At 56.8% G+C, this 13,025-nt stretch carries 17 protein-coding genes; 6 read left to right on the forward strand and 11 right to left on the reverse strand.

Annotation, left to right across the window (positions count from 1 at the left end; translation table 11 throughout):
• Positions 1-3 precede the first annotated feature (3 nt).
• The 7 genes from EP25_RS0103025 to EP25_RS0103055 all read right to left on the reverse strand — a co-directional run bounded on the left by EP25_RS0103025 (position 4) and on the right by EP25_RS0103055 (position 6,512).
• Positions 4-858, reverse strand: a complete 855-nt coding sequence (locus EP25_RS0103025; RefSeq protein ID WP_031432537.1) for a DUF58 domain-containing protein — start codon at positions 856-858, stop codon at positions 4-6.
• A gap of 5 nt (positions 859-863) precedes the next feature.
• Positions 864-1,475 carry a hypothetical protein gene (locus tag EP25_RS0103030; protein WP_051906361.1) on the reverse strand — a complete coding sequence of 204 codons (612 nt, stop codon included), beginning with the start codon at positions 1,473-1,475 and terminating at the stop codon, positions 864-866.
• Positions 1,476-1,594: 119 nt separating this feature from the next.
• Entirely contained in the window at positions 1,595-2,614 is a 1,020-nt protein-coding gene (locus tag EP25_RS0103035) for an AAA family ATPase (RefSeq protein ID WP_031432539.1), read from the reverse strand.
• Positions 2,615-2,829: 215 nt separating this feature from the next.
• Complete coding sequence (locus EP25_RS0103040) at positions 2,830-3,111, reverse strand: methanol dehydrogenase [cytochrome c] subunit (RefSeq protein WP_031432540.1); 282 nt, start codon at positions 3,109-3,111, stop codon at positions 2,830-2,832.
• A 151-nt stretch (positions 3,112-3,262) separates the two neighbouring features.
• Complete coding sequence (moxG, locus tag EP25_RS0103045) at positions 3,263-3,736, reverse strand: cytochrome c(L), periplasmic (RefSeq protein ID WP_031432541.1); 474 nt, start codon at positions 3,734-3,736, stop codon at positions 3,263-3,265.
• Positions 3,733-4,644 (reverse strand): methanol oxidation system protein MoxJ, encoded by a 912-nt coding sequence (gene moxJ / locus EP25_RS0103050; RefSeq protein WP_084191142.1) that lies wholly within the window; start codon positions 4,642-4,644, stop codon positions 3,733-3,735. The genes moxG and moxJ overlap by 4 nt, the downstream gene beginning before the upstream one ends.
• Positions 4,645-4,703: 59 nt before the next feature.
• Entirely contained in the window at positions 4,704-6,512 is a 1,809-nt protein-coding gene (locus EP25_RS0103055) for a methanol/ethanol family PQQ-dependent dehydrogenase (protein WP_031432543.1), read from the reverse strand.
• A 310-nt stretch (positions 6,513-6,822) separates the two neighbouring features.
• On the opposite strand from EP25_RS0103055, the gene EP25_RS0103060 reads away from it, so the two are divergent.
• Complete coding sequence (locus tag EP25_RS0103060; RefSeq protein WP_031432544.1) at positions 6,823-7,464, forward strand: response regulator; 642 nt, start codon at positions 6,823-6,825, stop codon at positions 7,462-7,464.
• 827 nt (positions 7,465-8,291) lie between these two features.
• Here the strand turns inward: EP25_RS0103060 and EP25_RS0103070 are convergent.
• The 4 genes from EP25_RS0103070 to EP25_RS0103085 are packed head-to-tail and all read right to left on the reverse strand — an operon-like array spanning position 8,292 to position 10,605.
• The gene (locus EP25_RS0103070; RefSeq protein ID WP_031432545.1) at positions 8,292-9,227 is read right to left on the reverse strand and encodes a YncE family protein; all 936 of its coding nucleotides are present in this window, start codon (positions 9,225-9,227) and stop codon (positions 8,292-8,294) included.
• A 1-nt stretch (position 9,228) separates the two neighbouring features.
• Positions 9,229-9,747, reverse strand: a complete 519-nt coding sequence (locus tag EP25_RS0103075; RefSeq protein ID WP_031432546.1) for an SRPBCC family protein — start codon at positions 9,745-9,747, stop codon at positions 9,229-9,231.
• A complete protein-coding gene (locus tag EP25_RS0103080) occupies positions 9,744-10,070 on the reverse strand; it encodes a hypothetical protein (protein ID WP_031432547.1) in 327 nt (108 codons plus the stop codon). The genes EP25_RS0103075 and EP25_RS0103080 overlap by 4 nt, the downstream gene beginning before the upstream one ends.
• 58 nt (positions 10,071-10,128) lie before the next feature.
• Positions 10,129-10,605: a hypothetical protein gene (locus EP25_RS0103085; RefSeq protein ID WP_051906362.1), complete on the reverse strand. Its 477-nt coding sequence runs from the start codon at positions 10,603-10,605 to the stop codon at positions 10,129-10,131.
• Between the two features lie 84 nt (positions 10,606-10,689).
• Here EP25_RS0103085 and EP25_RS0103090 point away from each other — a divergent pair, with 84 nt between their 5' ends.
• From EP25_RS0103090 to EP25_RS0103110, 5 genes are read left to right on the forward strand one after another with little or no spacing between them, the layout of a single operon-like run.
• Complete coding sequence (locus EP25_RS0103090) at positions 10,690-10,959, forward strand: hypothetical protein (protein ID WP_031432549.1); 270 nt, start codon at positions 10,690-10,692, stop codon at positions 10,957-10,959.
• 15 nt (positions 10,960-10,974) lie between these two features.
• The gene (locus tag EP25_RS23220; protein ID WP_152555589.1) at positions 10,975-11,205 is read left to right on the forward strand and encodes a hypothetical protein; all 231 of its coding nucleotides are present in this window, start codon (positions 10,975-10,977) and stop codon (positions 11,203-11,205) included.
• 35 nt (positions 11,206-11,240) lie between these two features.
• Positions 11,241-11,507 (forward strand): hypothetical protein, encoded by a 267-nt coding sequence (locus tag EP25_RS0103100; RefSeq protein WP_152555590.1) that lies wholly within the window; start codon positions 11,241-11,243, stop codon positions 11,505-11,507.
• Between the two features lie 50 nt (positions 11,508-11,557).
• Positions 11,558-12,319, forward strand: a complete 762-nt coding sequence (locus tag EP25_RS0103105; protein WP_031432551.1) for a DUF4340 domain-containing protein — start codon at positions 11,558-11,560, stop codon at positions 12,317-12,319.
• Positions 12,320-12,327: 8 nt separating this feature from the next.
• Positions 12,328-12,600 carry a hypothetical protein gene (locus tag EP25_RS0103110; RefSeq protein WP_031432552.1) on the forward strand — a complete coding sequence of 91 codons (273 nt, stop codon included), beginning with the start codon at positions 12,328-12,330 and terminating at the stop codon, positions 12,598-12,600.
• Positions 12,601-13,025 lie beyond the last annotated feature (425 nt).

A 13,025-nucleotide genomic window follows, 5' to 3' on the forward strand; every position in this document is an offset into this window, starting at 1 on the left:
CATTCAGGCGCTATGGCGTAAAAAATACTGGTTCAGGCGCTCGGCCTGAAATCCCTCGTCGAGAAACAGCGGCTCGCAGCCGAAGGCGCGGAATTGCCGCGTCAGTTCATCGCGCCGGCGCTCGAAGGCGGCGATGATTTTACGCCGCAATGCCGGCCTCATCAGCAGCGTGCGCTGTCGGCCGTTTTCCAGATCGCGCAGCCGAATACTGCCCCAGGCCGGCAGGCGTTCATATTCCTGTTTGTCCCACAGCGCCAACGGCACGACGAAATGGCGGGACAGCGCCTGCAGCAGGTGCGTTATTTGCCCTGCCGGCCAGTAGAAGTCGGACAACAGGAAGACCAGCGCGGGCCGCGCCGGCAGATAACGGACGGCCTGCAACAATCCCTTGGCTTGGCCATGCAGCGGCACTTGTCGCAAACTTTCCGCCACCCGCCGGATGCGCTGCTGGCCGTGGGCCGACGGCAACAACAGATAATCGCTATCCACCGCGTCGGCGCAGCCGATGAAACCGAACAAATCGCCGGCTTGACTAGCGGAATCGGCCACCGACAACAGGCCATCGGCCAGTGCGCCGCGTTTGTCGCGATCGCCCTGAAATCTCATCGAGGCCGACAGATCGGCGAGCAAGAACACCGTCAGTTGGGTCGCCTGTTGATAGACGCGCACGTTGAATTGCTGGAACGGGTCCAGCAAGCTGGCTCGCAAATCGATGCGCCGTGGATCGGGGCTGGCGATCAATGGTGCATGGCGCTTGAACAGTTGCCCTGAGCCGACCATCTGACCGACATGGGCGCCGGGATAGGTGCCGCAAACCTTGCTCGAAACGCGGTAATTGAAGGTTTGGGGTCGGGACATCGCGATCATTGTTGATTGATCAATGTCAGTACGAAAGCGCCGGTCAACAGCAGATAGGACGGCGCGCTGTATTTCAGCGGGCTGTTCAGCGCCAGCGTGACGAGGCCGGAAACACTCTTGTCCATCCGATTGTAGATCGATTCGCCCAACCACCACAGCAGCGAATTGGCCAGCAGCATCGCGGCCAGGATGCCGAAGCTGTTATCGCTGAACAAGAACGATTTGGAGATGATCAGGTCGGCGCGCTCGCTGACACCGAGCATCGTGCCCAGCAGGATACCCACCATCAGCGCGCCTTCGTCGAAGGCGACCAGAAAAAACATATAGGTGAAAAAACGCAGGCGTTCGGACAGCCAGTGATGTTGCGGATAATCGCGCAGGCCGTAGGCGACCGGCAGCGCCAGGCAAAACAACAGCAGGCCGGTGCTGCTGATCAGCAGCCAGAAATGAAAGCCGATCGCGGCGTTGACCGCGTCGGTGTAGTGAGCGGCGTAGGCGATGCCGGACAGATCGTCCAGCCAGTCGGCGACCAGCACGCTGACGAAACCGACCCCGGACCAGTTGATATAGACGGTCAGCAAATCGCGCCAACCGCTTTTCGGCAATAATTGTTTCATCCGCTGTTGCATGTTCGTTTAATCGTTTCTTTGTTCATTGGGTTATCGAAATAACCGATGTCGGGTTGGTTTGTTGGGCTTCATTTCATTCAGCCCAACCTACGGGGTTCCAAACCATTTTATGGGGCGGCGATATAGCGCAGCATGCCGTCGAGCAAGGCCGGCAGCAGTTCGTCCTGGCGGTAGGCGTAGACCGGGTTCAGGAAAATCCGGTGCCCCATCACGACATGAAACACCGCCTGCAGGTCCTCCGGCAGCAGCATGTCGCGTCCTGCCAGCCAGGCGTGGACGCGGGCGGCTCGGATCAAATAACTCATGCCGCGCGGGCTCGATCCGGCGACGATCGCCTGGCTCATGTCGACGTCGCTCAATGCGATGCCGTAGGCGTCCGGCCGGCTGCTGGCCCGGCATAGGTCCACCGCGTACTGGCGCAGGGTCGGGCTGGGGTTGATCGCCTGCTGCAACTGTTCGGCGATTTCGTTCAATTGGTAATAAGGGATCGCGCCGGTTTCCGATGCATCGATCAGGCGGTCGACATCGTGGAAACGGGGATTGAAAATCAACTCTTCCAACAACGCGTCGTCGTCCGGCCGGTCGATACCGATTTCCATCATGAAGCGGTCGCGCGCGGCGGCCGGCAATTCGAAGGTTTCCTCCTTTTCGACCGGGTTGCGATCGGCGAACACCTGGATATGCGGAAAACGGTATTCGCGATTGAAGGCGCTGACGCTGCGTTCGGCCATGACCCGCAGCAGCAGCGAATGCACTTGCGGCCTGGCGCGATTGATTTCGTTGAAGAAAAAGGTCGCCAACCGTTCGCCCTGCTGCAGCAGCGGTCCCGGGTCGACGCTGGGGCGGCCGTTGCTGTCCAGGTGGGTGTAATAAATCAAATCAGCCGGCATCAGATCGATCGTGCCTTCGATGCGTTGATAATCGCCGCCCAGGCCGTGGGCGACGGCGCGCAGCAAGGTGGTCTTGCCGACCCCGACATTGCCTTCCAGCAGCACATGGCCGCGCGCGAACACGGCGATCAGCACATGACGAATGGCTTGTTGCTGGCCCAGCACGGTTTGGTTGATTTGTCGTTCAAACTGCAATGCGCGTTCGCGCCAGTCACTGAGTTGATTGTCTGAATTCATCGATAAAAAAACTCCGGCAGTTAATTACCGGAGTGTGAGGTTATATTAGTCATAAAACACAATGGAACGCCTGCAAGCGTACACAGGCGATTCCTGAGGAAACGCAACCGACTGAACCTAATCCGCTAGGAAGGGGGAAACCGGAATAGGCTTGGCCGTTTGAGTTACCGTTGACATGAATACCGGAGAGAGGGTATTCATGTCCGAGAAAACCGTTAGATTTCCTCTACGTCATAAACAAACTCGCCGGTCTTGTTAAGGTGTTGCCAGCGTTTGTAATTGCGGGCTTCCATCTCTCGGATCGACTCGGATTGTTTATTCAGTTCGTTGGGATCGTGCTTGGGATCATACTTGCTGCCGGCCACCTGCTCGGGATAGCCGGGTTTGGGCTCCCAGCAGTTACCGGGTTCCTTACAGTTGGTGCCGTCATAGGCCTGCGCGGCCAGCGGCAAAACTAAGCTCAACAGCGCGCTTGTCACCAGTGTTTTTTGCTTCATTATTCACTCCTCTTTATTTCACTCGTTATCGTTGCCAAAATGGGACCGGTAGGTCAGGGTGCGCGACAGCGTTCCCTGACAACCTAAAAAGCCTTGCGGTTTCAATCGTCACGTAACCCAGCGTCTAATTCGGCGACGTTGTTTAACGGTCTTACTTCAACCATTTGGCTTTCTTGGGATCGCCTTGGTAAATGGATCGTAGCCAAGCCATGATACGCAGCATTTCGTCGGTGTTGAAATTGACATACTGCGGCCCCATCATACCGTTGGCGCCGCCGAACAGGATCTCGAACAACCCTTGGTCGGTCAGGCCGCGCGGATAAGTCCAATAATCGTCCGCCAAGCCCGGCCCCAGTTTGCCCTCGGCCTCGTGGCCGTGGCAGCCGGAACAGCCGGTCAAAAACAGGCTATGACCTTCCTCTATCGCTGCGTCATCGCTGTTGTAGGGGTTCTTGCCGGTTTCCAAAAACTTCCTGAAGGCCTCGGTATTGCCCCCTTTTTTGGCGTAGCTGAGATCGAGCACTTCGCCGGTCAAGGCATGTCTCGGCGTGATCTCGGCCTGGGCGTGGGCCGCCCATATCGTCGTTGCGACAGTCCCGGCGATTAATATATTTTTCACTTTCATTCGTTATCCTGTGTGGTTAAAGCCAATTCCGTCTCCTCCAGAGGCAACAGCGGAATACCTTCCTGTTCCAACAGCGCGGTGATTTGGTTTTGGTTTTGTTGAATAAATTGATTCAGTTGTTGCAATAGTTCTTTATCGTCCTTGCGCACCGCCATCGACGTGCTGTAGTGGAATCCCACTTTTTGCCCATCTCTGCGGGTGTTGTTGTCCGGGATCACCGTCATCCTCAGCGGGGTAGAGGATTCCCGCACATAACGTGCCGCTGAAGGTCCCCACAGCACCGCGACTTCCGCCTTGCCGGCGGAGACATCGGCGACCAGCTTGGACGGTTCGTACTTGACATACTGGTTGCGGCGCGATTTAAAGCCGACCAGTTCCTTGTTGTAATTGAACATGTCGTGGTAACGGCCGATCTTCTTCAGCATCACTTCCGACGGCGTGCCGGGAATGAAGCCGATGCGTCTGGCCCGCTGCAATACCTCGCTGTCCCAGTTCGCCAGAGCCAGGTCGTCCTCTTGCCGGGAAATGAAGACATAGCCCGAACGGTAATAAGGGATCGTCGTCGCCACCCGCGGATCGCCGGTGTCGACCCCGACCGCGACATCGCACAATCCTTTTTGCAGGAAATCGCGCACGTAATAACGCGGGTCCTTCCAGTAAACGTATTCGATCTTGCGGTTCAGTTTCGCCCCGAGGAATCGGGTCAAGCGGTTCTCGAAACCTTCGCCTTGTTGGTTGGAATACGGCATTTCGTTTTCCGCGGCGCAGACCTTCAACACCGGCCCGTCGACCACGGTGCTTTCGACATAACGGTCGATGTCTTCGGCCTTGAGCCCCGCGCAACCCTGCAGGGCGATGCTGCCGAGGCCAACGGTCAGCAAAGAAATCAATTTTTGTTTAAACGCCATCATTTACTTCATTTTTGTTGGTTAATCGTTGCCGGCGTAGTGCCGACAACATTAACGGTTTAAAGTGAGAACACCATCACGCCGCCGCCCATTTGGGTATGGTGCGCCAGCTCCTTGAACGCGCCCACCGCGCCCAGGCCGGCGGTTGGATCCTGTAGGTCGAACACCAGACCGACCCCCGGCCAGCCGCCGACGCCATAGTAGATCGCGACGTATTGTTTGCCGTCGTGTTTATAGGTGATCGGGTGGCCGATGACGCCGGAAGGCAGCTTGAATTTCCATAGCTCCTCGCCGGTTTCAGAATGAAGGGCCTTGATGTAGCCGTCCAGCGTGCCGTAGAAGACCAGATCGCCGGCGGTCGCCAACGTGCCGCCCCAGACCGCGAATTTCTCCTGCACTTCCCAGGCGAACTCGCCGGTCACGGCGTTCATCGCCTTGACCTGACCCAACGTTCCTTTAGGCCCCGGATACATGTTCAGCGTCGCGCCGACGAAGAACTGGCCCGCGCGGTACGGCAGCATGAACGGCTCCCAGTCCATACATATATGGTTGACGCCCATGAAGAACAACTGCCTGGCCGGGTCGTAGGACTCGATGCCCTGGTTGTGATAGCCCATCGCCGACGGACAAATGCCTTTGGCCTCGTGGTCCATGCGTGTCGAATATTCCGGATCGCGGATCGGCAGTCCGGTTTTCAGGTCGACCTTCTTGACCCAGTTGACGGTGTCGTCGATCTTGAAGGCGTTGACCAGATCGCCGGTCTCACGATTCAGGGTGTAGACGATGCCGTTGCGGTCCGGATGGGTCAGCAGCTTGGTCATGCGGCCGTTGACTTTTTGCTCGGACAGACCCATGTAGTTGACGCCGGCGTAATCCCATTCGTCGTGCGGCGTTTTTTGATAACCGAACTTGGCCTCGCCGCTATCGATGTCGCGGCCCCAGATGGTCATGGTCCATTTGTTATCGCCGGGACGCATGGTTTCGTTCCAAGGCGCCGGGTTGCCGGAACCGTAATACAGCATTTCCAGATCAATGTCGTAAGCGTACCAGCCCCAATTGGTGCCGCCGCCGATTTTCCAGGCGTCGCCTTCCCAGGTTTTCTGGCCCAAACCGAAACGGCCGTAATGCGGGTTGGCGGCGTTGAAATCCTTGGCCAACTTGATGTCCTCGTCCGGCCCGGTGGCGTAAACGCGCCATTCCTGCTTGCCGTCCTTGATGTTATAGGCGGTCGCATAACCGCGCACGCCCAACTCGGCGCCGGAACTACCGACGATCACCTTATCCTTGGCGACGAACGGGGCGACGGTCAGCGTCGAACCCATCGCGATATCGGAGTTTTCCATTTTCCAGCGCAGTTTGCCGTTTTTCGCGTCCAGTGCGACGATATGGCCGTCCAGTTGATTCAGGAAAATGGTCGCCGGATAATCCTTGGTGCCCGGCGCGTAAGCCAGGCCCCGGTTGACGACGTCGCAACAGGCGACGGCCCGCGCCGCCGGATTTTGTTTCGGCTTGTACTGCCACAGGATTTCGTCGGGTTTGTCCAGGTTTATCGCGTAGACGTTGTTCGGGAAGGGGCTGTGCACATACATGATGCCGTCGATCACTAACGGACCGCCCTCGTGCCCGTTCAACACGCCGGTCGAGAACGACCAGGCCGGCTTCAGCTTATGCACGTTGGTGACATTGATGTCGTACATCGGACTATAGTGAGTGGACTTGTAGTCCTTGGTCTGCATCACCCAATTGGTGTTTTGCATCGACAGCTTGTCCAATTCTTTGTTGGCGTATGACGGTTGCGACACCGTCATAGCGACGCCCGACGCAATCGCCGCCGCGCCCATGTTCCGCGCAAATTTCGAAATTTGCATGTTTCCTCCAGGTCGTTTTTTTAATCAGGTCGGCGCCGGACGATGGCAACAATGTTTATTTGTGATAACAGCCACTTGATCAAGGCGAAATAAGTATTTCCATCGCCCGGAACCTGCGGCATATGATATTTTTTTCACCGTTTTCGGGATACGGAATCAGCGCCCGATGCGGCGGGAAAAACGCTGCAAAACCGCCAAGAAAAATTCCCGTTTTTCTCTTTCGTGCGGGAACGGGAAAATCTCCTATGGTCATGCCCAATCAAAACGCGCAAGATAGGTGGCTGTTTAAGGTAACGAACTCTATTTAAGGATGGCCAAGTACAGTGTTTTGCTGGTAGACGACCACGCCGTCGTCAGGACCGGCTATAAAACCTATCTGTCGCTTTCAGACAAGATCGGCACGATCCATGAAGCCGACCGCGGCGAGACAGCCTGCCAGCTCTATCATCAACACGACATCGATGTCGTCGTGCTGGACTTGTCGATGCCGGGCATCGGCGGTTTCGAATGCATCCGCCGCCTGTTGAGCCGAGACAGCCGCTGCAAGATCCTGGTTTTCAGCATTCATGACGAGGCGATTTACGCGACCCGCGCGATCAAGGCCGGCGCCAAGGGATACATCACCAAAAACAGCGTGCCGGAAACCTTGGTCACCGCGGTCTGCGCGATCGCTCAAGGCAACACCTATATCGATCCGGAGCTGGCGCAGAAACTGGCCGTGGCGATGGCGACCGGCGAAGACGAGGAAAAAAAGATCGGCAAGCTGTCGCCCCGGGAATTCGACATCTTCCGCCTGCTCGCGCAAGGCCAGACTTCCCGCGACATCGCCGATAAACTCCACTTGAGTTACAAGACCGTGTGCAACCACGCCACCAATATCAAGGACAAGCTGGAAGTCAAGAATATCGCCGAATTGACCTTGCTGGCCAATCGCCAGGGATTGATTGAATAGATTCGCGGCGGCGCATGGAATGCAGCCTACTCGAGACGCGGAAACACCGGACGGCCGAACCTTCATCCACTGTCGTGCGGGGCATGGAATGCACCCTCGAGACGCGAAAGCAACCGCACCCCCTTGGCTTAAATCAACCGATCGGGTGGAGGTGACGGGATTGCGCCCGTCACCCCACCCACACCACCGGACATGCGGTTTTCCGCATCCGGCGGTTGGAATCAACGGCCTAAGTCGTTCAAGGTTTTACTCCTCGTCGATACATCTTACTTTTGCCGCCCTGTTCGACACTCGTCACTTCCTGTTTTGTCCATGCTTGGAATCCACCAAACCCAACAAAACATCGCATTCGGGTAGCTTGTCGCTCGCGACTACTCCGTCCTGTTTCAAGTGACTACTCGTGTTTCCACAGAAGTCATTTCGCCGTATCTCGATTCCTTCGGCCCTTTGCTCCAACCTGTTTCCAGGCCTTCTTCGCTACTACGGCCTCTGCTGACTTCTCCCAAACTCTCATTCGGGAGATCTCCCCGGATAAGGCGCTAAAACTTTCTGCCCGTGCCGCCAAGCTCTACGTGATGCGTCTTTCGGTAACGGTTGGATTTCGTGTTCCCTAGCACACTCATCGCCCGCACTCAGCCTCGCTGCTTGTTCGTGTTCCTACGGTCGTGCATTTGCTATCCGCTTCTTTCAGGCTGGCCTCGCGGCTTTCCCCTTGCGGTTTCGCTTCGGTTGTCGTTACTCTCTCCGGTTATCTCCTTTCAGATAACAAGTTTTAGCCCATCCCGGGCACACTAGGGTGCATTTCATGCACCTTGATCGATTCGCCTCTATTGGTCGCTCGACACGAACCGGCCGAAGGCGCGGCTGCCCTCCTCCAGCGGCACCGTCCGCAACAGTTTGTGAATGCGGATATCGTACACGCCGAGCGTGGCGTCCAGCCAATTCAACACATACAGGCGCCGATCAGCTCGATCCAGGGCGATGTTTTCCGGATAGGCGCCGGTTTTAATAGTCCCGCTAATGCGCCCTTCGACGATGTCGATGACGCTGACGGTATTTTCCAGTTGATTATTGACATAGAGCCTATGTTCCGATGCATCGACGGCAACGCCAAAAGGCATGCGGCCGGTGGCGATGCGTCGGGTTTCGGCCAACCGACCTAGGTCGATCACACTCAGATCATTGTCGCCGGAATTGGCTACATAGGCATAGCGGCCGTCATGATCGAGGGCGAACGGCGCCTTGCCGACAGGAATATCCTTTAACCGTTTCAATGCGTGCACATCGATGACCGAAACACTATCGCTTTCGCGGTTGGCCGCCAGAAGCAGCCCCTTGCCGGCGACCGCAACCAGTCCCGCCGGGGCTTGGCCGACCGGAATCTTTGTCAACAGACGGCCGCTGGCCGGGTCGACGACGCCAACGACATCCCCGTTCCAATCGCTGTAAAACAATTTTCCAGTGATAACGGCCAGGCCGAAAGGACTGCCGCCGACGGCAACATGCTCCAGCGGAATCAACCGGCGGCTATCGATGAAGCTGATCATGCCTCGTTCGGGGTAACTGACCGCGAACCAATCGTTTTCCGTGTCGATGACGATGCCCGCCGGACCTTCCAAGGTGGGTACGCTGCGCAGCAGACGCATGTCCTGGCCGTCATACACATTGACCGAACTACCTTGCTGCCGGTTGATGAAAACATAGGAGCCAGCCTGGGCCACCCCGGAGAAGGTCAGCATCATGGTCAGGAAAAACACCTTCATGTCATTCGAATTTGCTTTTCAGTCCGGCCAAACCCTGCCGGATAAAATCCGTCATGGCCTTGACCGCGGCGGCGTCGTTGAGATTTTCCGGCGGAAAGTTACTGGTGTCGCCGCGGTAGAAACGGCCCTTCCAATTGACCAAGGTTTTGTCGCCCTCCGCGCTCAATTGCAGCGACGCGGTATAAAAGCTGACCGGTAGCGCCTCGAGATTCTCGGCCTTGAGGCGATAGCTGTATTCATGGTCGGCGTCGCTGTAATAATCCAGGCTTTCCTCCAGCACGCCGCCGTTTTCCAGGGTGATCTTGCGCGCCACGCCAGCCTCGTTGCCGCCGTCTCCGGAACTGGCGGATACGCCGGGATGCCAGTCGGCGATGCGGTCGAAATCCTTGACCACTTCCCAGACTTTTGCCGGCGGCGCGTCGATCACGATGCTTTCCTTGGCCTTCTGCGGGGTCGGTCCATGCGCTTGTGCCAACATCGGTAACAGGGCAAGGTAAATGCAAAGCAACAAGGGTTTCATAGTTGTCGTCCGTCTTCCAAAAAGCGGATATTATCGACCGGGGCACTGTCTCGGACTAAGGGAACTCTCCCCGAGTGGAAGCAGGAATTATTCATTGAAAGGAAGCGGGGCCAAGTAGTCGGGCAACCGCTTTTCGTTGCCCGACGTATTAGCGCCAATAATCGCATCGGTCTCTGAAATTCCGGGCGATAAGCCTCACGAATGATCGTATCCAGCAACGCCACCAGATTGGTGTCGTCCTCCGCCGAGTCCGTCTCGGGCGCGGCGGTCTTGCCGGCCAGCGCCCGTTCGATGCGAAGGCGCAACTGCGACGGATCCGCCATCGCCACCGGCCGGCGAGGACAGCGGCTATTTCTCTATATTCAGCATCAGCACAGTGATCTAGTAAGACAAGTCGCCCAGGCCGTGAACGAATTTACGTTTCGCCATATACGAACCTTCCAGCTCGATTCGCTGCATCGGCCGGTGAAACATTGTTCCGGGCGACATCCGCGCGATCCAGCCCGAGGTTTCCGGCAAGATCAGCGGTTCTATCGGCTCGGCTATAGTCTTGCCGCATTTTTTACCCACTCGCTTGGCATTTTTGCTCGTCGCCGTTTGCGGCGGCGGCTGCAATTTCTCGTTGCTGCGTATTCTCACGCCGCTGTCGCGCGCCAGTTGCGAAATCCGCACCTTGAGTTCCTGAGAATCGAACGGCGCCAGCGGTTGTTGCATCGTTTTTGCCTGTTCGCCAACCAGCGCCATCGCCCGCTCCAGATCGTCGAGTTGCGCCGTCAATTCTTCCACGTTTTCCAGTGGCTCGTCCGGGAGGCGCGCTTTCAGCAAACGTTTTTGCGTCGACTCTGTGCTTTTTTGCAACTGCCTAATTCTACTTTGTCAGATTCATTGTAGCGCCACCTGAGACCGTCTAGCGAGAGATTCCCTGGCCTTTCGCCTCAGGTCATGGCGCTTGCTAATAACGTCCGCCAATTCTTCAGCCGTGAACAGCGTTTCGCCGTCGACCAGTTCTTGATGCAGGGCGGCAGCGTGGTTCTTACCACGTCTCCCTTCGACGTGCAGGTGAGCGGCAGCCTGAACCCGGACAATCCCATCACCGCCTCGCTGGGTCAGTTGATCCTCAACTGGGCCTTGCCGATTCAGGTGGATGTGGACAAGAACCAGGCGCGCAAGGTCATCGAGTTGCTGCACAGCTCCGAAAACAGCTGGACCTAGGACAGCCTGAACCTGGTGCCTGATTACCGCGCCCATCCAGATGCAGGTTTTAGCGTCAGCGGCGAATGCAAGTCACAACTCCTGGCCGTGGCCATCGAAGAGCGTTTCGATTCGTTCTATAAAGATAAGGAGTCGCCCCTGGCCAAGGTTGAAGATAGCGACGACGCAGCCAATGATAACGAGGCAGACGGTGAAAGTGCGGATAAAAAGAGGAGAAAGAGGCCGAGCAGCGCATCACTGGTGTGATCGAGCGCTCGCCGGAATCGGCGCGGCTGATCCTGGTGTCGAGCAACACCTTCGCTTCTAACGCCGCCATCGACCGCGCTTCCCAGGGCCTCAGCACCCTGAACACCAAGCCGCTGGCCTTCGTACAGAACGCCATCAACTGGTCGCTGGAAGACCGCGGATTGCTGGCCTTGCAGGGACGAATGCAACTGGCGGTCACCCTCGACCCCATGCCCGATGACGAACAACGGATTTGGGGGTGGCCAACTACGGCCTGGCCGTCCTCGGACTACTGGCCGTGTGTGGCTGGCGCCGCAAGGTAGCGGCCGCTGACAAGCAACATTACGACACCGTGTTGGCGGAGGTATAAATCATGCAAAAAACTGTCAAGATACTGGCCGTTCTGCTCGCCGCCCAATTGATGCTGGCAGCGGGGACCGGCTTTAGCGACCAAGAAATTTCCGCCGGAAATAAACCCGTTCCTCTGGTGAACTTCGATGGTGAAAAAGTTGATCGCATCACCTTGGAAGGACCGGACGACGCGAAAGTGTTGCTTGAGAAGAAAGGTGGCACTTGGGTGCTGCCGGATGTGGCCGACTTCCCTGTCAACAGCGACAAAGTGAAGCAGCTATTCGACCGACTCGAAGCCCTGCGCTCCGGCACGCCGGTGGCTACCAGCTACGGCGCATGGGAACGCTTCAAGGTGGGCAACGAGGCATTTGAACGCCGCATCACATTGTCCGACAGAGATGAGACGGTCGCCCGGCTATACCTAGGTAGCTCGCCGGGTATGCGGCTGATCCACGCCCGTGATGAAGCGTGTGACGCCATCCATGTTGTCAAGATGGCCGCAAACGATGTGCCGGTCAAAGCGTCGGCCTGGGAAGACAAGTCCGTTCTGACCTTATCGAAAACGGCCATCACTGCCAACGGCCTGCATATCGAGCGCAGCTCATCGGCAACAAAAGACGTCAAGGTGACCGAAGACTCAACGACAGCGCCGACATGGCAAGCCAAAGGCGTACCGGAAGGCAAGCGACTGAAAACCGAGGCGGTAGACAAGCTGGTCGGATTGCTTGCCGATCTGCGGTTCGATCGAGTTTTGGGGCAAGAGGGAAAGCCGAGTACGGCTTAGAAGAACTCGTGCTGGAGCTGGCTCTAACCCGGAATGGGGGCGAGACGCTGACCTACCGCGTAAGTAAAGCCAAAGACAAGGAAGAGTACACCCTCAAGGTCTCCAGCCGGCCGGAATACTTCCGGCTGACCAGTTACCAGGCCAAGCCGCTGATCGAGTCCGCCAGCCTGAAAACGGTGACGGAAACGATCGCTGGAGTGGGTGAGCAAGAGTCGGTTTCCAATACCGACAAAAAAGTGACAGTCCCCGATACCAGCGGTGAAGGAACGGCCTCCGAGTAAACCTTAAAATTATAACTTTGCCAGGAACCGGCTGACTCCAATAAAAAAGTCAGCCGGCTAATCCTGACAACCTGCGCTTTGAGATTTTAGAATGCCATCACGACGAGACTCGTTGAGCAAGTGAAGGAACTCCTCCTCCGACAGGACAGTAACACCAAGATTCTTCGCTTTCTCGGCCTTGTTACCGGGGCGATTTAGCTATTTTTGCCCATCCCCTCGAAAAGGTAAAAATTAGAAATATCTAATAGACAGGTAAGAACATGGCTTTGTTTTTACTAAGCTACCTGGCATATAACCCATTTCCGCTATACCCATTTCAACACGAGCCATTACCCCACCTTGCGGTGACGCAGTTACTTTCGGCTTCGGAGTCATGGCTTTCTCCGGTGCGGACTTTCACCACACAGACTGTGCGCCCTCACGGG

The organism is Methylomarinum vadi (genome assembly GCF_000733935.1).
Classification (GTDB): domain Bacteria; phylum Pseudomonadota; class Gammaproteobacteria; order Methylococcales; family Methylomonadaceae; genus Methylomarinum; species Methylomarinum vadi.